This is a genomic window from Methylobacterium sp. TK26 (assembly GCF_055361565.1).
This window is the reverse complement of sequence record NZ_CM143965.1, coordinates 3,829,352-3,852,874: the sequence shown is the minus strand read 5'-3', so window position 1 is coordinate 3,852,874 and position 23,523 is coordinate 3,829,352. Positions and strand designations below refer to the sequence as shown.

At 60.4% G+C, this 23,523-nt stretch carries 22 protein-coding genes and 2 pseudogenes; 8 read left to right on the top strand and 16 right to left on the bottom strand.

Annotation, left to right across the window (positions count from 1 at the left end):
- Positions 1 to 98 precede the first annotated feature (98 nt).
- Both ACXJ1Y_RS18730 and ACXJ1Y_RS18725 read right to left on the bottom strand, forming a co-directional pair.
- Entirely contained in the window at positions 99 to 998 is a 900-nt protein-coding gene (locus ACXJ1Y_RS18730; protein ID WP_463847626.1) for a 3'-5' exonuclease, read from the bottom strand.
- A 113-nt stretch (positions 999 to 1,111) separates the two neighbouring features.
- On the bottom strand, positions 1,112 to 1,900 hold the full coding sequence (locus tag ACXJ1Y_RS18725; protein WP_463847625.1) for a hypothetical protein: 789 nt from the start codon (positions 1,898 to 1,900) through the stop codon (positions 1,112 to 1,114).
- Positions 1,901 to 2,090: 190 nt separating this feature from the next.
- On the opposite strand from ACXJ1Y_RS18725, the gene ACXJ1Y_RS18720 reads away from it, so the two are divergent.
- Positions 2,091 to 2,330 (top strand): helix-turn-helix domain-containing protein, encoded by a 240-nt coding sequence (locus ACXJ1Y_RS18720; protein WP_463847624.1) that lies wholly within the window; start codon positions 2,091 to 2,093, stop codon positions 2,328 to 2,330.
- Positions 2,331 to 2,601: 271 nt separating this feature from the next.
- Here ACXJ1Y_RS18720 and ACXJ1Y_RS18715 read toward each other — a convergent pair.
- Positions 2,602 to 3,646: pseudogene (locus tag ACXJ1Y_RS18715) on the bottom strand (IS630 family transposase).
- Between the two features lie 238 nt (positions 3,647 to 3,884).
- Here ACXJ1Y_RS18715 and ACXJ1Y_RS18710 point away from each other — a divergent pair.
- The 3 genes from ACXJ1Y_RS18710 to ACXJ1Y_RS18700 all read left to right on the top strand — a co-directional run bounded on the left by ACXJ1Y_RS18710 (position 3,885) and on the right by ACXJ1Y_RS18700 (position 7,216).
- Positions 3,885 to 4,685: a dienelactone hydrolase family protein gene (locus ACXJ1Y_RS18710; protein WP_463847623.1), complete on the top strand. Its 801-nt coding sequence runs from the start codon at positions 3,885 to 3,887 to the stop codon at positions 4,683 to 4,685.
- Positions 4,686 to 5,281: 596 nt separating this feature from the next.
- Positions 5,282 to 5,695: a hypothetical protein gene (locus ACXJ1Y_RS18705; protein ID WP_463847622.1), complete on the top strand. Its 414-nt coding sequence runs from the start codon at positions 5,282 to 5,284 to the stop codon at positions 5,693 to 5,695.
- A 120-nt stretch (positions 5,696 to 5,815) separates the two neighbouring features.
- Complete coding sequence (locus ACXJ1Y_RS18700; RefSeq protein ID WP_463847621.1) at positions 5,816 to 7,216, top strand: DUF2254 family protein; 1,401 nt, start codon at positions 5,816 to 5,818, stop codon at positions 7,214 to 7,216.
- 14 nt (positions 7,217 to 7,230) lie between these two features.
- Here ACXJ1Y_RS18700 and ACXJ1Y_RS18695 read toward each other — a convergent pair whose 3' ends face one another.
- Complete coding sequence (locus ACXJ1Y_RS18695) at positions 7,231 to 7,614, bottom strand: hypothetical protein (protein ID WP_463847620.1); 384 nt, start codon at positions 7,612 to 7,614, stop codon at positions 7,231 to 7,233.
- 277 nt (positions 7,615 to 7,891) lie between these two features.
- Here ACXJ1Y_RS18695 and ACXJ1Y_RS18690 point away from each other — a divergent pair, with 277 nt between their 5' ends.
- Complete coding sequence (locus ACXJ1Y_RS18690) at positions 7,892 to 8,614, top strand: recombinase family protein (protein WP_463847619.1); 723 nt, start codon at positions 7,892 to 7,894, stop codon at positions 8,612 to 8,614.
- Here the strand turns inward: ACXJ1Y_RS18690 and ACXJ1Y_RS18685 are convergent.
- The 4 genes from ACXJ1Y_RS18685 to ACXJ1Y_RS18670 all read right to left on the bottom strand — a co-directional run bounded on the left by ACXJ1Y_RS18685 (position 8,611) and on the right by ACXJ1Y_RS18670 (position 12,510).
- Entirely contained in the window at positions 8,611 to 8,937 is a 327-nt protein-coding gene (locus tag ACXJ1Y_RS18685) for a hypothetical protein (RefSeq protein WP_463847618.1), read from the bottom strand. The genes ACXJ1Y_RS18690 and ACXJ1Y_RS18685 overlap by 4 nt on opposite strands.
- A 342-nt stretch (positions 8,938 to 9,279) precedes the next feature.
- A complete protein-coding gene (locus ACXJ1Y_RS18680) occupies positions 9,280 to 10,758 on the bottom strand; it encodes a methyl-accepting chemotaxis protein (protein WP_463847617.1) in 1,479 nt (492 codons plus the stop codon).
- 316 nt (positions 10,759 to 11,074) lie between these two features.
- On the bottom strand, positions 11,075 to 12,046 hold the full coding sequence (locus ACXJ1Y_RS18675) for an alpha/beta fold hydrolase (RefSeq protein WP_463847616.1): 972 nt from the start codon (positions 12,044 to 12,046) through the stop codon (positions 11,075 to 11,077).
- 101 nt (positions 12,047 to 12,147) lie between these two features.
- Positions 12,148 to 12,510: a hypothetical protein gene (locus ACXJ1Y_RS18670; protein WP_463847615.1), complete on the bottom strand. Its 363-nt coding sequence runs from the start codon at positions 12,508 to 12,510 to the stop codon at positions 12,148 to 12,150.
- Positions 12,511 to 13,065: 555 nt separating this feature from the next.
- On the opposite strand from ACXJ1Y_RS18670, the gene ACXJ1Y_RS18665 reads away from it, so the two are divergent.
- Positions 13,066 to 13,266, top strand: a complete 201-nt coding sequence (locus tag ACXJ1Y_RS18665) for a hypothetical protein (protein WP_463847614.1) — start codon at positions 13,066 to 13,068, stop codon at positions 13,264 to 13,266.
- A 171-nt stretch (positions 13,267 to 13,437) separates the two neighbouring features.
- Here the strand turns inward: ACXJ1Y_RS18665 and ACXJ1Y_RS18660 are convergent.
- From ACXJ1Y_RS18660 to ACXJ1Y_RS18640, 5 genes and pseudogenes are all read right to left on the bottom strand, one after another.
- Positions 13,438 to 13,659: pseudogene (locus ACXJ1Y_RS18660) on the bottom strand (S1/P1 nuclease); the annotation flags it as partial.
- A gap of 269 nt (positions 13,660 to 13,928) precedes the next feature.
- On the bottom strand, positions 13,929 to 14,594 hold the full coding sequence (locus ACXJ1Y_RS18655) for a Crp/Fnr family transcriptional regulator (RefSeq protein ID WP_463847613.1): 666 nt from the start codon (positions 14,592 to 14,594) through the stop codon (positions 13,929 to 13,931).
- 850 nt (positions 14,595 to 15,444) lie between these two features.
- Positions 15,445 to 16,250 (bottom strand): IS5 family transposase gene (locus tag ACXJ1Y_RS18650; protein ID WP_463847612.1). Its coding sequence is split into 2 segments (ribosomal slippage): positions 15,445 to 15,920 and positions 15,920 to 16,250, totalling 807 coding nucleotides; the frame shifts between segments, so codons are not numbered across the junction.
- A 39-nt stretch (positions 16,251 to 16,289) separates the two neighbouring features.
- Positions 16,290 to 16,694, bottom strand: a complete 405-nt coding sequence (locus ACXJ1Y_RS18645) for a BLUF domain-containing protein (RefSeq protein WP_463850169.1) — start codon at positions 16,692 to 16,694, stop codon at positions 16,290 to 16,292.
- A gap of 246 nt (positions 16,695 to 16,940) precedes the next feature.
- Positions 16,941 to 17,738: a molybdate ABC transporter substrate-binding protein gene (locus ACXJ1Y_RS18640; RefSeq protein ID WP_463847611.1), complete on the bottom strand. Its 798-nt coding sequence runs from the start codon at positions 17,736 to 17,738 to the stop codon at positions 16,941 to 16,943.
- A 291-nt stretch (positions 17,739 to 18,029) separates the two neighbouring features.
- Between ACXJ1Y_RS18640 and ACXJ1Y_RS18635 the strand changes: the two genes are divergently transcribed.
- Complete coding sequence (locus ACXJ1Y_RS18635) at positions 18,030 to 18,824, top strand: hypothetical protein (RefSeq protein ID WP_463847610.1); 795 nt, start codon at positions 18,030 to 18,032, stop codon at positions 18,822 to 18,824.
- 151 nt (positions 18,825 to 18,975) lie between these two features.
- Here ACXJ1Y_RS18635 and ACXJ1Y_RS18630 read toward each other — a convergent pair whose 3' ends face one another.
- Complete coding sequence (locus ACXJ1Y_RS18630) at positions 18,976 to 19,185, bottom strand: hypothetical protein (protein ID WP_463847609.1); 210 nt, start codon at positions 19,183 to 19,185, stop codon at positions 18,976 to 18,978.
- A gap of 113 nt (positions 19,186 to 19,298) precedes the next feature.
- Between ACXJ1Y_RS18630 and ACXJ1Y_RS18625 the strand changes: the two genes are divergently transcribed.
- Positions 19,299 to 19,685, top strand: coding sequence for a hypothetical protein (locus ACXJ1Y_RS18625; RefSeq protein WP_463847608.1), 387 nt, complete (start codon positions 19,299 to 19,301; stop codon positions 19,683 to 19,685).
- Between the two features lie 2,341 nt (positions 19,686 to 22,026).
- Here ACXJ1Y_RS18625 and ACXJ1Y_RS18620 read toward each other — a convergent pair.
- The gene (locus tag ACXJ1Y_RS18620) at positions 22,027 to 23,058 is read right to left on the bottom strand and encodes a PAS domain-containing protein (RefSeq protein WP_463847607.1); all 1,032 of its coding nucleotides are present in this window, start codon (positions 23,056 to 23,058) and stop codon (positions 22,027 to 22,029) included.
- A gap of 238 nt (positions 23,059 to 23,296) precedes the next feature.
- Positions 23,297 to 23,506, bottom strand: a complete 210-nt coding sequence (locus ACXJ1Y_RS18615; RefSeq protein ID WP_463847606.1) for a MucR family transcriptional regulator — start codon at positions 23,504 to 23,506, stop codon at positions 23,297 to 23,299.
- Positions 23,507 to 23,523: the final 17 nt, after the last annotated feature.

Below are 23,523 nucleotides of genomic sequence, written 5' to 3'. Positions count from 1 at the left end.
TTGCTGCGGCTTGCACGTCGGTAAGACCACTCGCTTGAAGGCCGGTGATCGACGACGGGGGTGTCCGTCCGCCCGGTGATGCTGAGGTGTCCATCGCATTACGCTTGCCGGTGAGAGAAGCGAGCGAAAGCGTCCAATTCTAGAACGAACGGCTCGAGGACATCCCCGCGGTCGAGGCCATCGAGGAACCGAAGCTCGGGCTCGACCTCGTCAGCCGTAACGTCGCGATACCATGCCCGTGGTCGCCCATCTGCCCCAGTCGACCAACGGTATCCCCGCGCACGAACGCGATCCTTCAACGCGTAGGGCAAGCCCAGGGCATAGACGCGCAGACTTGGCGATCGAGCGGCTTTGAGCAGCTGATAGAGTGGCGTCTGGCCTGACTCTGGCAACGGGTGCTCGAGGATCTCCAAGAGCGCAAAGGCATCGTCGATGGCGCGATGAGCCTCGTAGTAGAACCGATTGTGATAGGCGATGTAGCAAAGTTTTGTCCCCTCGATTCCCTCTTCGAGCCATCGCACTTCGGTTTGCGAGCAAGCCCAAGGTAACGTGACGAAAATCGGGCAGATCAGTTCGAGGAAAGGTCGATCGAAGGCTGCATTGTGGGCGATGACGATGTCGGCGTCGGCGGCGAACGCTGCGATTGCAGCGACGTCGAGGTGCTGTCCCCGAACCATATCGTCCGTGATTCCCGTTAGACGCTTGACGAGAGCCGGGATGGGCGCGCGGGGCTGCTGAAATCCTGTGAACTGACCGAGGACCCCGAGCACGACACCGCCGGTCGTGTAGGCGAACTTTAGCAGGCCGACCTCAATGATCTCGTCGCCGTCAGGTCCAGTATCGAGACCCGTCGTCTCGACGTCGACGATCAGGCCGATCTTCGTTCGCGGTCCGAGCGGCTTTTCGCAGTACTCCCGGTGGGCCAGCTTGCGCAGGACGCGAAACTCGGTCGAACAGCGTAGGGCGATCGCGTGGAGTTCGGCCTCAAAGGTATCCATGTCAGGCTCCAAGTCGGGAATGTGCAAGCTCGGCGACGGCCGGGGCGCACGGCATCGATCCCGCACAGGACGGATGGGGATCGACGATCGTAGAAGGATGGCTTCGACGGCGATCAGCGCGTGTTGCGCGTGCGCGTCGGCATGCGGATCGAGTCCGGCCCGATCGGGAAGATCGCCTGGACCAGCCGATTCACCGAGGCGTTGTCTTGAGGCTCCGATGCGGCCTCGGCGGCATCCTGAATCTGCATCGCGCGGGTCGGCGGCAGGGACTCGAAGCGCTGAATGAGCGGACCGAGGAGTTCGGGTATGGCGCGATGCAGCTCGTCGCGGAGGTGACGCGTCATCCGTTCGACGGTCTCGATCACCGGGACACCGAAATGCGTGTCGACCTCCGGACCCTGCACCGTGAGATGCGGCGGTAGACCAGCTGCCCCGCACCAATCGATGCACGCGCTCGTCACCACATCGATCGTCGCGAAGCCCTGATCGCGCAGGTAGCTTCGGAGCAGAAGACGTACAGCGGCGACGTCGCGCTCGAGCGGCTTGCGAAGCCCTGCGCCCATCGATCCGCCGCCTCGCTTCACGCTATATGCGCCGGCCCACCCAGCTGCCACGTCGATGACGACGATATCCTGGTTGACGGAGCGCACCGCAGGCTGATCATACCGGAGGTGGATCCGTGCGAGGCTCGCAGCGGAGTTCGCTGCGACGAGACCGTCGGCCGCGGCCGTGATGGGGATACAGGGGTTGTGCAGGACCTCGAAGCGACCGCTGGCTTGCAGGGCTTCGACGCATGCCTTTTCGAGTAGGATCCCATGGCGCTTGACCACGGAGGACGAGATGCTGATGAGGCGACTGAGTTCAGCCCCGAGCAGCTCGTCGAGGGGGAACTTCGTACTCACTGCGGCAGCGACTGCGTCGCTTGCAGCTTTTAGTAGCGAGTCGCTAACACTGTGGTCTGACGGATGAGACAGCATCCAAGTACTCCCGGGACACACGAGCGGCCTGACATCAGGCCCGCCTTCAGCTGTGCAAAATGCGCCAAATGGCGGTTTCTGCGCAAACCGGCTCTGAGTCTCAAATGAGGAAAAGATGATTACGCCGGCCCAATGTCGGGCTGCTCGAGCGATCCTCATGCTGTCGCAAAAACAGCTGGCTGACGAATCCCGCGTTAGTCTTCGTACCGTGCAGGGATTCGAGGCTGGTGCGCGACCTTTACAGAGCTTGGCGATGTCCGCGATCGAGCGAGTCTTCGCTGATCAGGGAATCGTTTTAATTTCCGATCCCGATTGGTCTGGTCTCAAAATATCAAAGCTTCATCAACCAGCATGATCCAGTCCGGTCGCCTCTCGCATGCCGTCGATATTGCAGATTTACGTCAGAATTATCCACACCTCTAGTAGTTACGCCCACGCTTTGCCCACGGATTGCAACTATGGGTTGTGTTCCGCTGCATGAAGGTTCAACCTGAGGATGTCGCTATCGAGAAGCGCGGTTGCGCACGACTGCATTCCTATTCATACAGATGACCATGCTCTGGTGGTCCACCTTCGACGATGATCTGCTTGCCCTTCGATGACACTCTAGGGCCTAGTGCAATGACTCAGACGGATGGTTCAGGGGATCGGCTGACGGCGGCGAGGATGTCGGTGGCGGGTTTGGTCCAGACGAAAGGTTCTGGCGCGCCGGTTGTGCTCGGCGATGTAGCGTTTGATCGCCGCCTGCAGGTCGACGACGCCGGTGAAGGAGCCTCGCAGCAGCCGACGACGGGTCAGCGCTGAGAAGAAGCCCTCGACGGCGTTGAGCCACGAGGCCGAAGTCGGGGTGAAGTGGAACGTCCAGCGCAGGTGGCGAGCCAGCCAGGCGCGGACCTTCGGATGTTTGTGGGTAGCGACGTTGTCGAGGATCGCGTGGATCGCCTTGCTGGGCGGGACGGCGGCCTCGACGGCGTCGAGGAACCCGACGAACTCACTGTTCCGGTGGCGCTGCATGCAAAGGCCGAGCACGGTACCCGCCAAGACATCGAGGGCAGCAAACAGTGTCGTCGTGCCGTGACGGGTGTAGTCATGGGTCTGGGCGGCCGGATGGCCGGGGGCGAGTGGCCGGTCGAGGCGGGTCCGCTCCAGCGCCTGGATCTGGCTCTTCTCATCGATGGACAGCACCACCGCATGGGCCGGCGGATCCATGTAGAGGCCGACGACATCCTCGACCTTGGCGGCGAAAGCGGGATCGCGCGAGCGCTTGAACGTGCGCAGACGATGCGGCTGGAGGCGGTGAGCGTCCCAGATCCGCTGCACGGCCCGTAACGAGATCCCGACAGCACGAGCTACGGCGCGACCAGTCCAGTGAGTGACCTCGCCCAGCGGCTCCGAGCAGGTCAGCGCCAGGACCTCGGCTACCGTCTCGGTCGAATGGGGCGGCGTGCCGGGTGGACGTGTCTTGTCGCGCAGCAGACCTTCGACGCCCGCCTCGGAGTAGCGCTGCTGCCAACGCCATACGGCCGGGCGGCTGACGCCCGCCCGCCGGGCGACGTCCTGGACGCTCAGGCGCTCGACTTAGAGCAGAACGATGCGGGCGCGCTGGGTGTGCTTGAGCGGACGGGAGCGGTCGCTGGCGATCGCAGCCAACCGTTCCGCGTCGATCGGCATCGAGGAGCACGCATACCGTCTAAGCCATCGCCCAGACTCGCACGGCTCACCGTACGCGTGAATCCTCCGTCCGCGTCACTGCACTAGCGCATCGGCCGAGCCCGCGCGCGATGGTGTCGCTGACCTCGGCAGCTACGCCGCCCGCGTCGATATCCACCCGTTTGAAAGCCTGACGCTGAGCGATCGGCAATTCCTGACCGGCACTGCTGACAGGGCAAAGCTTGTGACAGTGACTGGTGTGCTGCGCATCGCCAGGGCGGCCACGGAGCGCCTGCCGACGGTCATCGTGATGCACGGCTCGGGGGGCTTAAGCGGCAACATCGAATTTTGGCAGCGGGCGTTCGCCGCACGCGGGATCTCGACGTTCGCTCTCGATGGGTTCACCGGTCGCGGCCTGACGTCGGTCAATACCGATCAGAGCCTGCTGTCGCGCACGAACCTGATCCTCGACATCTACCGGGCGCTGGGCGTTTTGGCGAAACACCCGCGCGTGGATCCGACACGGGTCGCCGTGATGGGCTTCTCGCGCGGCGGACAGGCGTCGCTGTACGCGAGCCTCAAGCGGTTCGATGCGGCCTGGAACCGGTCCGGAATCACCCTGGCCGTGTTCCTGCCGGTGTACCCGGACTGCTCGATCCGCTTCCAGGACGACACCGCAACGGTCGGGCGGCCGATCCGAATGTTCGGTGGCAGCGGCGACGACTACAATCCGGCTGCGTCCTGTGCCGCCTACACCGATCGGCTCAAGGCGGCTGGGGTCGAGGTCAGCTTGACGGTGTTCCCGGGGGCCCAGCATGTCTTCGACAACCCTGCGGGCCCGCCTCAGCCGACGGTCGCCAAGGGCGCGCAGACGGTTCGCGCCCGTTCGCTTCACGAAGCGGCGGACGGGGTAATCGTCGAGGGCTCCAAGGACACACCGTTTACCTATGCCGATCCGTGCGTGCAGCGGGATCCGCATATTGGGTCGGATGAAGCAGCCCGCGTGGCGACCCTCAAGGGCGTCACGGACGCGCTTGGAGCGGCTTTCGAAGGACGCTGAGATCCGTCTGTTCCCAACCCATATGAGCCATTCCAGCGTGCACCGGTGCTTCTCGAAAGCGGACGCCCGTCTTCTGTTCCGTACGGTCTTGCGCGGGCGAGGGATACAAATTTTCTTGGGATAATCGCTGATCCAACAGGCCATTACCACCCTGAACTTGGTGTCCCAAGACGTCCGCATCGACGCCGGAGCGAGCTCCCGTCGGCTTGAACGGTCTATCTCCTCGGGGAACTAAGCACGAGAGCTTGGGTTGGCGCATTGTTTCAGTGATGTTTCTGCTCAAGTAGGAGATAACGGTATGGCAGTTCGGTTCCTGGTTATGGCAGCGGGTCTCACGCTTGCCGCATTCAGCTTCACCGCACCGGCAACGGCCGCCGGCGTCGATCGCGCAGCGGGTTTGAATGATACGCCGACCAGTTGGGCCAGGATGACCCGTCACCGCTCGAAGATGGGTCGCCGGATCTACCGGAATAGGGGAGCGGGAACGGCATCGGCGTCGGCTCCGAACGGCCGTGGGTACGGCATGGGTCCGACCGGCCAGCCGAGCGGCGTCAAGTAAGACGTCTCAATCGGCTTGAGCTGGTCATGAAGGCGGCTTGCGCTGCCGTTTTTCTTATTTCATCGCTGCGTCCATGCATGCTTTAGTGCATGGCCGTTCATCCCGCTACGCGACGAAAGGTAGTTCTTTGTCGATGCGATATGCACGCTGCTCTTCGATCCGTTTTGCCATCGCGAGCGGACTCGGCCTGCTGGTCCTCACGCTGCCGGGTGCGGCACAAGCGCAGTCGGTCGGCAGCAGGATCGATCAGCCGACCCCAGGAACCTTGCCTGCCGGGACGCATAACGCGGGCAGCTCCGCCGCGTCGGCCAATCAGCCGACCGGACGTGTTGCTCCTCCGAGCGCGATCAGTTCGTCCACAGATGTGATGAAGGGAGGATCGATCCAGGGAGGCGGAAGCAGCGGGAACGTCAATCCCATCGAGCATCTGCCCGAGAACATGAAGCGTTGATCGGTCAGTCAGAGTGAGAAATCGATGATCAGCGGATAACGACTATCCGCTGACCATCGCTGCACCGACGACGAGTTCCGGTAAGATGCGGCCATCTGCAAGCATGCTCGATAACGCCGAATGAACATCATCAATCGGGCGCGCCACCAAGTTCTGGCGCTCGTTCGGCGGTCGTTACGGGAGTTCATCGGTCTTCCGCTTATCGTCGTCGCGGCGTTCCTGGGTCTATTCGCGCTGAGCTATCTGCTCGATGACGCGCTCTGGGATCGCCCTGGCCCCACACCGATCCCCTGGCTCTCCCATCTCCTGGGTGACACGGGGGCGATCGCAAGCCTGCTCGGTACCGTTGCGTCCGGTATGATCACGGTGACGTCAATCACCTTTTCGCTCCTGCTGATCGCCGTGCAGCAGACAGCGTCGACGCTCTCGACCCATGTCTATGACCAGTTCATCCAGCGACGCTCGAACAAGCTCAGTTTCGGCTTCTTCGTAGGTCTCAGCGTCTTCGTGCTGTTGACGCTCGGCAGTGCCAACCCCGACCACAAACCGATTATCGGAGCGCTGCTCTCGCTTCTGATGACGGGCGCGGCGCTGTGCATGGTGGTGATCCTGATCTACAGCACCATCGATCAGATGCGTCCGCATTCAGTCATCACCGCGATCCACGACCATACGATCAAGGCCCGTGCCGTGGACGGAAGCATGATCGAGGGCACCCGCCGGACACCCCGTGCGGGCCTGTCGTGGTCGCGGATCGTCCGAACGGACGCTTATGGCGTGGTGTGCGGTATCGACCTCCCGACGATCGAGCGATCCGCCGCGGAGCATGACGCCGATATCGAAATCATCGCCCGCGTCGGCACCAACCTCGCCTTCCGCGACCCACTTTTTTGCATCCACGCCGCCCGATCCCTGTCGGGCGCGGCGCTGTTGGCGCTCGATCGGTCGATCATTACAGCTATCAAGATCGAACCGCGCCGAACGATCGACAGCGATGCCGGCTTCGGGATCGAGCAACTTTACTCGATCGCCTGGACGACCGCCTCGACATCGAAGCAGAACCCACAACCGGCGATCCTGGTGTGCCACTGCCTTCGGGACATCATCGCCCGCTGGAGCAGCGCCGATACGATCCCGGAGCGCCCCTCGTCCCGGATCGTCTACGCCGATCGCGGGGTGGACGATGCGATCTTGGCGATCGCCGCGATCGGCGTTGTGGCGTCCGAGAGCATGCAGAACACGCTGGCCGCCGAAGTCTGGCGGACCCTTGCGACGTTGATCGATGATGTACCGGCCGAACGACTGCCGGCGCTCACCGATACGGTGCGGAGGCTCCTCTCGAGCCTTGGAGACCACGTACTGACCCGCGATCTCGAGGAGGAACTGAACCGTTGCCGGCGAAGCTTGGAGGGCAGGGGCGAGCTGGATGCCGCCGAAGACATTAGGGCGGCGGCTGGCATGCTCGCTAAGAGCATTGGCATGCTCAACTCCCGCGGGACGCGCGTGCCGACCTCTGCTTGAAAGGCCGTTGCGCGTCACTTCTTCCCTGACGAAGGCCGCGACGGCTCCGGAGACAAGCCTTTCGCCTCGTGCGCGCCCGTGCCGTGCACGGCATCGCTGCCGATGATACCTCCGCCCACGGACGACGCCGGTGTGCTCCCGCTCGAGGCTCCGGCCCCGGTATCAGGTGTTTGACGGGTCGTCATGGTCGCCGTCCCAGCTGCGTTCGGTGCGGCTGTCTCTGCGAGCGCAAGGCCCGACCCGGCGGCGACGATCACGGCAGCAATGAAGACCTTGGCAAACATGATGCTCTCCAGCAGGGCTGGCATCAACGCTTGAAGATCAAGCTGGTTTCGATGGCCGTGCTGGGGCCGCAACCCTCTGATCAGCGACGTCTGCTTCTGCGCATGGTCGCTCACGCGGACGGTCGCAGAACCACCCGAGCAGTCCTACCGACTTCGACCCAAGCCGGCCGTAATGACGCCCGCCAAGGCTTTCCCGAAAGCAGTCATACCTTTGCCATCCACGATAGCTGCAGGACGTTCGTTGCCTGATCATGGCTGCATAACGGTATGCTGAGCCACGATATGCCTGTGGCGAATATGAAGACATTCATCTGGCAGCAGATGGGTATTGCGACGCGGCGATAATGATAAGTTTCGACCACCTCAGTCATCGAGACACGGGGCCGCGACTATGTCAGATAAGTTCGTTTCCTACCTCCGAGTGTCCACGGAGATGCAAGGCCGTTCTGGGCTCGGTCTGGAGGCTCAACGGCAGGCAGTGGCCGCCTTCCTTCACAACGGCCATCGAACCGTCCTAGCCGAATTCGTCGAAATCGAGAGCGGCAGCCGCAACGACCGGCCAGAGTTGCAGAGGGCCTTAGCGCTCTGCCGCCTGCAGAACGCAACCCTGGTAATTGCCAAGCTCGATCGCCTGTCACGCGATGCGCACTTCCTGCTCGGTCTACAGAAGACCGGTGCCCGGTTCGTTGCCACCGATATGCCGGAGGCGAACGAAATGGTCGTGGGCATCATGGCGGTCATCGCACAGGCCGAGCGGGAGATGATCTCAAAGCGGACGCGGGAAGCCCTCGCGGCCAAACGCGCCTTCTATGCTGCACTTTCTGACGCCGAACTCGCCGCTCTCAAGGCGGCTGGCAAGGCTACGCAGTTGGGCAACCCTACGCACCTCGGCAAACAGGATCTCGGCCGGGTCTTGGGTCGTGCGCGGCAGCAAGAGATTGCGAACAGCCGGGCCGCAGATCTCGCTCCTATCATCGCCGACATCAGGGCAACTGGTGCCACATCTCTGCGGGCAATGGCGGCGGGCCTGAACGATCGAGGCATCCCGGCCGCGCGAGGCGGGGCCTGGGGTGCCTCTCAGGTTCAAAAGGTCATCGCGAGAATGGCCGCTTAGTGGCCCAATACCGCCGAACCTGAGCCGCCGACGAAGGATTCCTTTACGATTTCCAAAGTCCTCAGGATGGCGTGCGCCATGGCTTCGGCTTCCGCCTCGCCCACGTTTGTGTCTGGCAGTATTGCCACGGTCTCCGCTGCTTCGCCGCGCTCCTGGCCAACGATCAGCTGCAATGTCTCTCCGGCCTCGCGACCTTCAGCGCGGATCAGTGCCACAAAGTGGCCTACGGCTGCGCCGTAAACCTGCAACGGTGTGAAGTCGTCGATGGTCTCGATAGCGTCAGCGACTGCGCGGCCTAGGGGGAGGCGGATTAAGTTCGTCATGAGCGGACTATTGCACAACAGCGAAGGGAGTGCTGCCAAGCCACGATTGTGTTTTTCCAGCGTGTGCAACGTGCCGTGGTAAGGGCTCAGGCTCCCATCGGGCAGCTTCGGCCCAATGTTGGACGTCTGCTAATCCGAGTTGCCGCCCTTATGCGGACAAGCGGCCTTCCACCCCGAGCCGCCATTCTCCTTGCGACCCAACTTAGCCGCCGGGAGCGCTCTCGGCGCTGCTCCAAAGCGGACGTCAGTCAGCCATCCGACAACTTCGGCTCGGGGTGGTCTCCGAACAGCCTGCAACTGAGACGAAAATCGCTGACGCAGAAGCAGCTGCAACCTACAGTGTTAAGCCACCATGGCACGCGACGCCTCGCGCACAAGCCGCGTTGAGGTATCAACCTCCTGAGTCGAGGTGGCGATCAGACTGACGCTGCGGCTGATCTCCGCCACGGCCTGTGTCATGGCCTGCATGTTGCTCGACATCTCCTGAGCGACGGCGGCCTGCTGCTCTACGGCTGTCGAGATAACTGAGGAGATCTCGTTGACCTCCCCGATCGTCTCACCGATGCCCGCGATGGCGGCGGCCGCTTGGTTCGCGGCGGCTTGCGTCTGCGCGATCTGAACGCTGATGCTCTCAGTCGCCTTGGCGGTCTGGGCCGCGAGGGTCTTCACTTCGGAAGCCACAACCGCAAAGCCCTTGCCTGCCTCACCGGCCCGTGCCGCCTCGATCGTCGCGTTCAACGCAAGCAAGTTCGTCTGCCCGGCGATCGAGTTGATCATCTCGACCACCTCGCCAATCCGCTGAGCGGCGGAAGCGAGGCCGGCAACTACGGTCGAGGTGGCGACTGCCTGCTCGACAGCTCGTCCCGTCACCTGCAGAGCGCGGTTCACCTGCCCGCTGATCTCACCGACTGAGGCGGCCAGCTCCTCGGATCCAGCGGCAACACTCTGGGTGTTGCTGGAGGCTTCCTCGGCGGCGCTAGCCGCATCGACAGCCTGCTGCGAGGTCTGAGCAAGGGCAACGGCAATGCCGTCGAGATCTCGATCGACGCCTCTATGCAGCTCGGCTCGCCGCAGCCGCTCAGCGACGGCCTCGGTGATGTCGGTGGCGAATTTCACCACCTTCACGATGCGTCCGGACGCGTCGCGGACTGGATTATAGGTGGCTTGGATCCAGACCTCCCGGCTCCCCTTGCCGATGCGCTTGAATTCGGCCTGCTGGAACTCACCGCGGCGCAGGGCCTCCCAGAAGGTCCGGTAGTCGGCACTCTCGCGTTCGGCCACATCGATGAAGATCGCGTGGCGCTTGCCCTTCACCTCGTCGAGGCTGTAGCCGACCACCGCGAGGAAGTTCTCGTTGGCGGTGATGATCGTGCTATCGAGGTTGAACTCGATGATGCCCTGCGACCGTTCAAGAGCGTTCAGCTTGCCCTCGAAATCCGCGTTGCGCAGCGTCTGTGCGGTAATGTCGGTGGCGCATTTGAACACGCCATAAGGCTTGCCGTTATGTCCGATGAGCGGGCTGTAGCTCGCCTGGATCCAGACCTCCTTGCCGCCCTTGCTGATGCGTTTGTAAGTGGCGACCTGATGTTCGCCGCGGCACAGGGCCTCCCAGAAGGTCCGGTAGGCGGGGCTCTCCCGGTCAGCCGGATCCACAAACATGGAGTGGTGCCGCCCCTGAATCTCTTCGAGGCTGTAGCCGAGGACCGCCAGGAAATTAGGATTGGCAGTGACGACCTTGCCGGCGAGATCGAACTCGATCAATGCGTGTGAAGCGTCGAGCGCCTTTAGTTTAGCTTGCAACTTCTGATTGCCGAACAGCATTGTGTCCAACTTCTTGATAGTCAATATGGTCCTATTGGGTCATAGTATTAATAAAAAATCATTAACAACGATTACGTACCATATTCGGTATAACAATACTAATACAAGTTAGAAAAGTGATCTTCTGTGCTTTATATCTAAGAGATTCTGCATTGGGATGCGCAAAGGTTCACCGGCAATGATCGGAGAGGGTTGTGGGGTGTGTAGAAACAAGGTCCGCTCCATGGCAAAGTCGCTTGGAAGCAGACTGACGGAAATCCACCCTTCTCGGTCGTCTCGTGCGAGCACCAAATGTGTGATTTCTTCCGCTCGGTGTTCAAGCCGCCTCGCGAACCTGCTCCGCTGCCCGATCGATCGCGGCGATGACCTCGCGCGGTGCAAGATGCTGGATCATGTGCCCCATGCCGGGGACGACGATGATCTCGCTGTTCGGCAGTTCGCTGTGCAAGCGCTTGGACTGGCGGTCGATGTCAGCGATCTGATCGTCGCCACCGACGATGATCACCACCGGGAGCGTCAGGTCGCGGTAGTGCTTTTTAAGCTCGACCGTCACCGGCGTCATCAGGGCGGCGTCCTCTGAGGATGAGCGCAACTGTAAGGGCCGCAGCATCATGGCTTTCGGAAATTCGCGGTCGAAGCGGTCCGTAACCGCCGCCGGCGCGAACATCGCCTTGATGAGGGCGGGCTGCATGAGCCGTCCGAGCACCGGTGACACGGTGTGGCGCATCAGGCCGCCGACGCCCGGGATCGCCACGGGCGACGCCAGCAGCACGTCGGCACGCAGCGTCGGGTAATAATACCCGGAGGCCAGGACGAGGCTGCGGACGAGTCGCGGAGCCAGGAGCGCGAGGGCGACAGCGACCAGCGCACCCCACGAGTGTCCGAGCACAATCGCTTGCGTGACACCGAGTTGCTCAAGCGCCTTCTTGAACAGCGTGGCGTGGGCGCGTGGTGTCCAAAGACCACGCGGGCGATCGCTGTAGCCATAGCCGGGCCGGTCGATGATGATGACGCGGTAGCGCTCGGCGAGGTCGTCGACGATGCCGCTGACCAAAAAGTCCTGGATCATCATGCCATTGCCGTGGATCAGGACCAGCGGCTCGCCATGACCCCGTTCGACGTAGTGCAATCGGACACCATCCACGGTGAGAAACTGGCCGATCGGCGGTGTCTCGCGTTCGGCCTCACGTGTCTTCGCGGCGGCGTAGAGAGCCAAGGCGGCGAGCGCGGCCGCGGACCCGATGAGCGTCGGTGCGAGCCAGCGACCGGTTGAGGATTGGCGTGTCATGCGGTGATCCTGATGGATTGCGGGACATGCTCCTCGATCGGTTGGATCGCTCCGGAGTCATGCAATGTGTGGCCCGTGGGAGCGGGGCTCGTCAGGGGGTCCTACGGCAATGCGCCGATCATGCCCTTGGCTTCGGTCATCGTGTCTTCGCAGGCACGTTGATGGCCCTGACGATCCTCGTTCGCGGCTCGTTCGAGCAGGCGTCTCGCATCTGTGACGTGCGCTGACGTCGGGATCATCGCGGCGTCGCTGGGCTCGCTGGTCGGCGCGGCTACGAGCGCCTTCTGCGAATGACTGCTGCGGATCGCGTGTCCGTCCTGAAGACCAGCAACATGGACCGCGCCGGCGCTGTCGGGGCAACGTTCGATCGTGCCGATTTGCTCAGCGCAGGAGCTGGCATGAGCCGGAATCTGCGTGAGGCCGAGCAGAAGAGCCGAAACTCCCAGAAAGAGTTCGAGGCGCATGAAGTTGTCCTTTGCGCTGCGAGGCAGCGGTCCGAAGCGCCAAGCTGAAGCCGCGAACGTCGCGGATTGGGGTGTGACACGACTCGTTCACCTTGGACGAATGAGCGTGCACTTTGCTGCAGTGCAACAGGATAACCTCGGGGCGGTGCGAATGATCCGACCTCTGCGGAGGAATTTCGCGACCGCGGTCAATCGATGGTCGTTCGATGATCGAACCAGGGGCGGCAGATACTGCGTGGGAACCACCCGCCGCTGTCCTTGTTCTGGGACAAAATTCGGAGACCTCCACCAATGGTGATGATCCTGATCTGCATCCTCACACCGTAGCTAGCAATGTTCCTGCGCGGGAAGGTGCTTCAGGGCATTCTATGTATCGTTCTTCACATCACGCTGATCGGCTGGATCCCAACAACGATCTGGGCTCTGATCGGCCGCTTCCAGTGGACACACTCTGACGGAGGCAGTCTCATGCGGTCACGTCATAGAGCGTCGAAGAAGTCATCTTCGCTATTGGCGATGGGCACAGAGCTCGCAATGCTCGGTGTCTAGGCGCAAATGGTCATCGGCCAGCGGATGGCGCTGTTCATGCTCGGCGAGCCGAAGGTAAGCAAGGAAGCGCGGTTGCTGGTGACCGAGAAGGTCCATGCCGCCGGTAAGGCGGCTGTGACGATCGCCATGGGCGGGACGCCGCGCAAGGTCGTGCGCGGCTACCGTCGGAAGGTTCAGGCCAACCATCGGCGGCTCAGCAAGCGCTGACAGCGAGGCGTCGAGCCGATCAGCGGAGCGCCTCGTTGAGCAGCTTAGCGAGGCGAAACCCAGACTTTGCCAATTGCTCGCGCGCCGTCTCCTCGGCCTTCGCCCTGCAGGCCTCGTCGAGCACGGAGGTTGGGGTGCCGTGCTCGTCGGAGACAATCGATTCGGCAGGGCTTAGGCGAAGTCCTGAGCGGCCTCGAACGCTTCACGCGCCCAGTCCCCGGGCTGCCCCTGTTGCCAGGCGGAGCGTCGGTCGGCGAACGAGGCCGCGAGTTTGGACGCGACTGCGGTTTCATCTCGACCGATACGCTCGATCACCGCCGTGTCCCAGTATGCGTGGAGCTTCGAGGTCACGCGGTGGTGACCAAACAGGACGAGGACGTCGTTACCGCCGCGATCGTGATTGTCCGCGCGTGCAGTTGCTGGTGCAGGTCGCTGGTGAAATGCAGCAGGTAATTGGGAGCCAGGATCCGCTCGCCCTCGGACGTCTCAAGGGCTGCGAGTTCGGCGGCGAATTACCGGACTTTATCGAGCGCGCAGTCCTGCGCTCGTCGGTGTACCGGTGGGTAGCTCCGGTCCTGCGCAGGCCTTTAAAGATATCGGGCTTGCTCAGTTCAATATCTAAGGAGTGATATTGCTGAGTGACCGGCGGACAGACTTTTGTTTCACATAAGATAGGTTGCATCAAAATCGGCGACTGCACGCAGTCCATTTGGATCAAGGATTGTCGCCCGTTTGCCCCGAACCTCGATTAGCTTGGCCTCACGCAACTCGCGCAGGGTACGATTGATGTGAACCGCGGTCAGGCCGAGCATGTCGGCTAGATCGACCTGTGTGAGTTCGTGAGGAAACGCTGCCCCATTGGTGAGCGTGATCGCCTGCACTCGCACCCAGATTTCGCAGAACAAGTGCGCGATGGCCTTATAAGCGGATCGTCGTCCGAGGCTGACGATCCATTCGGTCGCGATATCGTTGTTGCGCGCGAGGGTGCGGAGGACGAAGTCAGCCCATTCTGGCCTGATCGCACGGTCATCGAAGAGCGCGGTCCGTGGGATCAAACCGATCACGCAGGGCGTGATCGTGGCGTTCACCGTCGTGCTGCGCCCACTGACGTGGTCGTCGAGATCGCACAGATCGCCGGGCAGGATCAGCGCCGTGATCTGGCGGCTGCCATTTCCGAGGATCCGGTAGCGGATTGCGGTGCCAGAGAACAGGAGGTGCAGACTTGTCGATGTCTCCCAGGAGGCGATGTCACATCGCGCTGGTAGAACGCGCTTGCAAGCGACGTGGGCGCGCAAGCGCGCTGCTGTTCCCGCCTCGGCGATGGCCACAGGGAGCCTCTTCACCACCGCAAGACCTCGTCGACGTCGTCCATCTTTGAGCCGGCGAAGCCGGATAGATTGTACGAGTAAGTGCAAGAACCAAAGTGCCGTACTCAACGGCCAGCAAGTCTTGCCTCAATCCAGATTCTAAATAATCTAGTGAGCAAGTTTGCTTAGGCGATAATCAATCAGGATACTATCTGGATGTTGATCCGATTTTTTGGCATATTTCTAAATAATTTAGCAGTCTCTATCGTCGGTCTTGTCCATTTTTGAGACGGTCTAACCTTTCATATCAGACTAAGTGGCTAATTGTAAATAGGTATCGCCGTCTTTATAATGCAAAAACAGATCGAGCCGGCGGATTGAGATAAATGCTTAGCTCTGACCTAAAATGATGTAATTCTGTTCATTGATAAAATATCAGAATTTTTACGACCGAATACGGCACTTAACGCCATAGAAAGGAGCGTGTTGCTGAATCAGGGCAATTTTGTGGCGTGCCATCGACGTTATAGGGCAGTGGCCTTGGCCTATGCGAAATAGCAAAACGGGCCAATCAAGGAGCGATCCCGACCACGATCTAGTCCGTCAGCCGGTGCGAGCTTCGCAATTGATCGACGATCTTGCGTAGTTGGACTGGCTTCTGCCATAGCTTAGTCCGATCGTCCGAAGCTCGATAGTCTCGACGATGCCGCGCACGTCCATACGACCGCTTCCGGGAGCCGCACGGCCGCGCGTGAACGACTGCGTCGGATCGTTATCAGAGTTGCCGCTCAGGGTCGATTTGCGACCGCCCGCGTCCGAGTGGAATTTGAACGAAGCAGACGCCGCCGCCTGCGCAGGACACTTAGAACGTCTAACAAAACCATCGTTCGATGAAGCCCCAGACGATGAGGGCGGCCGCCAGAGTCGAGAAGGCGAGATGGATGTCGCGTCGTCGCTCGTAGCGGATGGCGAGGCGACGGAACTGGGCGAACCACGCCAACGTGCGCTCGACGACCCACCTGTGCCGTCCCAGCCGCTGGCTGCTCTCGATCCCGCGCCGGGCGATGCGGGGCTGGATGCGCCGGCGGGTCAGCGCCTGACGACAGCGGCGGTGGTCGTAGGCCTTGTCGGCGTGCAGCTTCGAGGGACGCTTGCGCGGCGGTCCCCAGCATGAGCGGATCGGCGGGACGGCATCCACGACCGCCTCCAGCATTCGGCTGTCATGGACGTTCGCGCCCGTCAGCTTCAGAGCGAGGGGGATGCCCTTCGCATCGGTGACGATGTGGCGCTTCGTGCCCAGCTTGCCCCGATCGGTCGGGTTCGGGCCCGTCGCTGGGCCCCCCTTTTGGCGGCGATCGAGGCGTTGTCGAGGGAAGCTCGACTGAAGTCGATGCCGTTCTGGCGGCCGAGCCGGTCGAGAAGCGCGTGCTGCAGACGGTCCCACACTCCGGCCTTCTGCCAATCCCGCAAGCGCCGCCAGCAGGTCATCCCCGAGCCACAGCCCATCTCCCGGGGCAGCAACTCCCACGGCGTGCCTGAGCGCAGCACAAACAGGATCCCCGTCAGTGCCGCGCGGTCGGAGGTTCGAGGTCGACCGCCCTTTGGCTTGGCCCGTTCAGGCGGCAGCAGCGGTGCGATCTCGGCCCACAGGCCATCGGGAAGGAGCGGTCTCGCCATCTCCACTCAACGCGCTAAACCTGGTTTTGTTAGAGGCTCTTAATGTAAGGAGTGGGTGAATTCGACAATGACCCGGACAAGGCGCTTCAGGTGGAAAGGTACGGGCGTCGCATTATTCCGGACTGCCAGAACTTCGATCAACTGTTCGATGAAAATCGAGGACCCGTTATAGGCGAGTGTCCAGTCGCCAAATTGCCGTTCCGCAATATCCGCGTAGACCAAGATATCGATGTCGCGGTGACGCTCGTCGCAACTGATGCTGGTCATTAGTTTGTCTATTGAATCGCCGGGGCCTTCAAGGATCTGGGCAAACCAGTTTAGCGAGGCGACTAACGCCCCCGTCACATCGAGTGATGCGTTTCGCGCACGCGAAACCTCGACAATAGCAGCGATATCGACAGACGATGCCTGTCTTCGGCTTACATAAAGTAGCGAGCAAAACATATGAAATAATACAATCGGCATATGACGAATTCATTTGATTTAGATCAATATCAATATACATAAAAATGACCGCTTTGAGAAATTCCTGAAAATTTCCCGCATGACCAGCATGGGTCGCAGGTGCCGCGCCCGCTTCTGGACGCTAGGCCCAGGTCCTTTTGCCACCCCGCGCGGTCATTCCACCTTCGATCCGTTCCAAGCCTGTACGAAGTCTGCTTCTCATGCGCCGGCAACCAAACTGGTTGATTACCTGGGCTCCAGACCCTTAGCTCGGATGACCGCAGCCGCGGCACTGGCCTTGAGAAATGCAAGGAACGCCTCGGCGCGAGCCTTGTCCGCAGTGGCTGAGATGCCTCCAGTAAGCACCACGAAGGACTGAACCTCCGCAGGGAATGGACCTACCACGTCCACCCCTGAAACTGACATCAACTCGGGCATCAGTTGCACGGCAAGGTCTGCCTCGCCGCGAGCGACGACATCTCCGGTCAAACCGTTCGGGATTGCTTTGCCTTTGGCCTTCACCTCGTCGGTAATTCCGAGCTTCTGAAGAGCGGCAGCGAAGACCGAACCGCTCGCCCCAGACGTGCTGTAGGCCACCGATCCTGCGCTGGTGAGTGCTTGCTTGAGTGCTTCGGCAGAACCAATGTCAGGCCGCGCTGCCCCCTTCTTGACGGCGAGCCCGACACCTGTGTGAGCGAGCGTCGTCGCGGTGCGGTCCACAACCTTGCCCTGCTGGATCAAGGCCATGATCAGAGGTGGGGTCAGGACCACAACATCAAACTGTCTTCCATCATCGATTTGCGCCTTGAGGATTGCGGAGGTGTCGTAGGTGACCACGAGGCGGTCGCCGCTTGTCCGCTCAAGCTGCGGAATAATTTCGTCCAAGGCGGTCTTCAATCCCTGCGAACAGAGGACGGTGATGTCGGCCGCTTGGACATTGGTCGCGATACCCCAGACGGCGGTTGTAAGCAGACAGAGCGTGCGTAGCCTTCTCGTAAATTTGCCCATTATGTCCCTCTCAATCATCGCCCCGAAGGTCCGCATCCATTCCTCGCATCAATAGCGCCCTTGCGAAACGCGGAGACAAGTTAGCTGGTGTTTGGGCGCATGTATCGCCGAGCCACGGTTGTGGCGAAAGCGCTCCCGTTCGCGCTTCAGGCCATCATTTTCGTAGCTAGCACTGCCATTCTGATTGTTAGTTTGCGAGCATGCAAGAATGACCGACACCGGCTATTGCTCACCAAGATGAATCTACGCGCATTAGAGAGGAAATTATTGCGCTTGTGAACGGCAAAATATTTGCGAAATTTGCCCGCCTCACTGAGAGGGCCGGTCATGCAACCGAAATCTCTACGCTTATATCTGCTGACAGTTTTTTCATTCAGTATTCTAAATCAATCGGTGGCGCAGAACTCTAAAGCTAGCGAGGAACTTGGAACGCCGTTTGGGTGGTCGCAGGAAGTTCGGACTGTCCTCACTTTCAAGATCTCTGAACAGGTCGCCCAGAAGTTTCTGCCAGCAGGCTGGACTGCCGCGTCAATCCCCCAAGGTCCCGCTAAAGGTGCAAACCTCACCGTAGTGTTCGCGGAGCGTTTGGCCACACAGGATGCGAATGGGAAGGCCGTAGGTGGTGAGGAGGCCGGGGTTATCCTCTCGATTGCGAGCCGGAAGGATAAGGACACCGCCTTCTCGATCATCGAGGGCTACAGTGACGCTCAAACGGCTCCAGGCTTCTACCTCGTTTATAGACCCACCAAGGTCTCGATTGACCGGCAGGCGCATGTCACAAGCCTATCCAGCATGGTCGAGGAGACGTGGAATGTGGTGGGCGATGGTGGAGAGCAGATCGCCTTCCACATCGCCTACGAACAGACCACACCGATACGGTCACAGCTCGTCAGTCGGAACGTTTCGGCAGTCGATGCCAAAGTCAGACGCACTTACCGGATTGATCAAGGCTCGAACGTTATCCTAAGCGAACCCAATAACGTGAAACGGGGCCAGAATCTTACGTTCAGAGCATCGGGCGGCACGCTCAGCACGCTGTTCGATGGCAAGGAGGAGATGGTCAGCATTGTCTCCGCCCCGTGGTACTCGCGCCAGATGTTTCTACCTGTCGCGTCTGATTAAGCGGCCGGCAGCGCGTAGCTGACCTTCTCGATTTCAGGGTCGTCGCTGCTGTCTGCTACGGGCGCAGTGAATACCGGGACGGCGCGATGCCGAACGGTGCCCCACCGCCGGATCTGCTCTCGGACTGGCGGGACTTCATGCGGTTTGCGCCTCAGTCGTCGCTACGGGGAAGGCGCTCTTCAAGATGCGTTGCAGCATCCGAGCACAACTCGAAGCGTCGCAGCAGGACAGCACGCTTCTCGAGTCTCTGCGTGTCGTCCATCTTACCTTTCGCCTTATCGGCTTGCTGGCGGATCTTCTTGGCGAGCTTCTCAAACGCCTCGTCGATCTTCGCGTTGGCCTTCTCAGCCTCGGCCTTCACCGCGTCCTGGTGGTTTCGGGTGAACCTCTACGAGGACCCGAACCTCTACATCAATGCCAACTACGAGGCGACGAACCTGCTGGTGCCCAAGGGCGTAGACGGCAGGCGACAGCGTGGACCTCGCTTATGCCGGTCAGGGCTACAAGGGCGAGCGCGCGGTGAAAGCAGCCGTCGGTCATAGTATGGCCTTGGAAGTCGTGGAGCACCTGAGATCAAGCGCGGCAATCGTCCTGAGCCTGTCGAAAGACATGCTGCTGCCACGCCGGTGGGTCGTCGAGCGCGCCTTCGCCGAGATGGTCGGTTTCCGCCGACTGGCTCGCGACTACAAGCCCCTGCCCGCCACTCTTGCCGGATTACACCTCGTCGTCTTTAGCGTCCTGCTCGTCCACAGCGCCGCCGACTGCTTTGCAATTCGTAGCAGTTTCCAAGCCTACCAGGCTCTGCACGGAAGAGTTCACCCCAAAGGAACAGCGCTGCGGATTCATTGGGGTCGGCCGTGAGGCCGGGACGATTGAGGATGCGGCGGCGTTTGTTACCCCATTGACGCGGTTCGCACAGGCGAAGTCGGCTGCGAGTTAGACCCTAGTTGGCACGTCGGGCTTCAGACCGAGCTTGCGGGCAACATTCCGCGACAGAGCGCCGACAATATGAGCTTGATTTGGTCTGCATCCGGCAACAACGGAAGCATGTTGCAAAGCGGTGACTGGGGCTTCGGCAAGAACTGCATACACGGTGATTTTGGCCGCTGCGGACGGCACGCCGACAAGGTATGCCTTCCGTGCGCCACGCCGTACCATTCGCCATTATGACCACCCGGCCGACCCTTTCAATGGCGAAGGCGGTGTGGCAGCGTATTTGCAAACGACATAATTGCCTATCATTTAGTCAGTGCGTCCGAGAAGTGTTGATCTCGTCGCGAGTGACGAGTTGAGAACCCGCAAAATCGAAGTCGTCGTGCCGTTCCGCCCACAAACACCGAGGCCGACAGAGGAGGGGTACGACAGACGGGCCGTTTTGGCCGGTTTGTTCGTGCGGGCTGACTATGGGGCTGATAGCGACAGAAGCTTGCCCTAGGCGGCTTCCTCGGCCGGGTCAGCTTAAAGAACCCGGCCTCGACAAGGATCCACAGGCGTTCTTTCGGATTGCGGTGTTGGCGAGTTATCGCCTATCGGACAGAAGACAGGACGAACTGTATGCAGCCGGGATCATTCTATATACCTTGCACAGCAGCAGTTTCGAAGCTGCTCAGCTGAACCCCAGCCATGACGATCCTTGGTGGTCGGGCTGCCGCTTATCCATTACCCGTCGCTTTGAGACAAAGGTGGTCTTAAAACCGCTTAATACGCTTCAAATGCGCCGGATATAATATAGACATATTCGAACAATGGCGCGCTGTACTGTAGATTGCAGCTTGGTCCAGAGGTAAACTACTAGGTATTGCGGACGATCTATTTTTCCTTCGCCCTGGGTGTGTCAGATTTGTGTTGCTGCGCAATTATCCGGCTCCTAATTTTCAGGGGCTTCCTCGGTCAGTTATTTGACCTATGATAGCTCTGGCTGGTGCTCGTAGGCCCCTTGAGTACCAGCTGGCCCTGGCAGTCCATCCTCACCCTCAGACTGCCAGGGCCTTCTTTACCTCGAATTGCTTCGTGTTAATCTCGACGGCGCTGCTGCTTGGCCTCAAAGAGCGACAGCGACCCCGGCAATCGAGTGGGGCTTTTCGCTTGTCGGGGTTCCCTGTGGGCTTAGGCAGCACAAAATATTCGAAAAAATAGATAAGAGGATAGCCTACTCATCAAAATTTTCATGATATCGCCCAGGGACTGTTCCCCCGTGAATGGAACATGGGTTCCCGGCAGCGAACGTTTCCGACTGCAGCTGGGTGCGAACTGAAAAGACCTTAAACTCGGAGGGCCTTTTTTGTTTTTGCGGTCCTTGAGAGGGCGCATCAGGCCCATCGCGAGTCTGCATGCGCTCGCTGCGGGCGTTGCCATTCCGCACAATCTGCTGCTTGAACGCCTCGCTCCCGCGGATTGCCCCCGGTTGCTCTGATAACAGCGTTGATTGGGGCGATTTCAGCGGTTCGGTAGCTCACAACATGTTGGTGCCGCGCGCGCATGGATCCGCCTAAGGTCATGCTTGCCGAGGTGCGCAAGGTTGCCCAGTTGCATCGTAATGTGGCGCTGGCGCGTCTCTTATAGACCTAGCGTTAGGGTGTCGGTACTGTCAGCGCGAATTGGATTGGCCCCTGGTATAAGGCCGCGGTGCCGTCTTGCCTCGGAGGTGCCTCACAAGACTTGCAATTCGGACAAAAGCGTCTCCCCTTGCGATTTTATCAACCCTATTCTTTGCCGTTCGTCTCATTCGAGGGCGCATTTCAAAATAGTCGGTGCACTTGCATAGCTCAGGTAGCACTCTTCGCGGCGTAAGTAGGACCATGAAAGCTGCTTGATTTTAAGGTAAGCGCCACCGCAGCGTTTGTACGCCCCGTTAGGCCGTTGAACCAGCGCAGCATCCCTAAGCACCCGATTCTGGACTGCGGCAGGCGCGGCCTCATCAGACAACGCGACTGTCATGACTGTACAGACAGGCATTAATATATGAATTGCGCGCTTTACGTATTACAACCGGACAAACTTTGACATATCCGGTGTAGGCTGAGAATGACGAGTAGCAATTAAAAGATGGACTCATTTGCTGCGGCTTCAGCTGTCGAGCATTTTACACTCGGCTCTGTCCCAAGCAGTCCGGTCCAACTCATTAGCCGCGTCTCATGCTGCGCGGGATTGCAGTTCGTGCGCGGTGGGCTCGCTTGGTATCGGTGTCGTACCGTGGTGTTTCTCATGCCATGCGAACCCCCGGCGTCGGGCTGAAGGTGAAGGTCACACCGGCTTGCTCGAAAACCTGCCGCATCGTTCTCGTTGTTGCCGCTCGATCGGCGATGTCCAGAGCTCCCGCTTCGATGCGGTATACAGTTTGCGCCGAGATGCCCGCCCGTTTGGCAACGTCGTCGGCCGTCATGCTGGTCATCGCCCGTGCCGCGCGGATCTGGGCGGGCGTGATCCTCGACCTGCCGTCATCGTCGAGTGCGTTTAGGCGGGCAGCCTGGTACCGGATCGGCCCATTCCATCCTGGGATCGGGAGACAGACGCCGATCCACTCGCGCACCGTGCCATCGCGATTGCGGATCGGTACGCCACGTGCGTTGAACCAGCGGTAGATGCCGTCCCAACAGAGGACGCGATAGTCGGTATTGTACGGGCTCGCATTCGCGATTGCATCGGCCCAGGCGGCTTTAGCGCTGAAGCGATCCTCGGGATGCAGGGCGACGAGCCAGCCGGAGCCCTGCATCTGCTGGTGCGTCTGGCCGGTCAGGGCGCACCATTGCGATGTGTTAAGGGCCCTTCCATCGGCTGTCGCGACCCATACAACGGTGGCGATCGTGTCGATCAGCTTGGATAGCCGGTCTTGTTCGATTGCAAGTGGGCCATGCGCGGAATGGCGACGGGTCTCGTCCTCAATTACGCCGTGAATGCGGATCGGGCGGTAGATGTCATCGAGGACGACCTCGGCATGACAGCGGATCGTACACTCGCTGAGGTCCGGCCGCACGATCCGAAACTCGCGTCGCACGGACTGCCCCTGGTTCAATAGGGGTGTCATAGGCCCGAGGTTCCGCCGATCGTCAGGATGCATCAGGTCGTCGAGGAACGCGTAGGATCGGCGGAGCGACGGGTCGAGCCCGAGAATACGATACACCCCTAGAGAGGCTTGGATCTGCCCGTCGCCGATTTTAGCCGTCCACAATCCGATGTCGCCGTTGCCTTTGATCAGGTCCATCAGGTGAGGCAACGACATGCAGCGGCTGTCCATTTTGTGGGAATCGCTTCTATGCCGCGGCATAGAAGCGATCGATAGGCCATCGCAGAGAAGTCCGGGCTGACGCGAGAGGGATGAGGCAGCCTCCTCTCAGTCTTTCCGCTTGCATATTAGCTACATTAGACCGAAAATCGTGGCGATCACAACGATGTGCGGTCTCTGACTCTGGCTATCAGGCAAATAAGTATTTTGGATTGAAATCGTTCATCGCAAGATCGTGCCGGCATTGCTGTCACGTATCGCGCATCTGTGGTTGCTCACTCTTCCCCGCAGACTGAGCCCCGGTCCAACCGAGACCGACGGCTTTCGGTATCGCAGAGCGCCCTGCGGCGTAGCTCAGACGCTCCATTGGATAGGCGTTCGGCAGCTCGTAATGCTTGCGGTAGCCGTATGGATCGAGACCTTGGCCAGTCAAAAGGCGTTGAGCGCCTTGTAGCCGCATCTGTCGAGGAAGCTGAT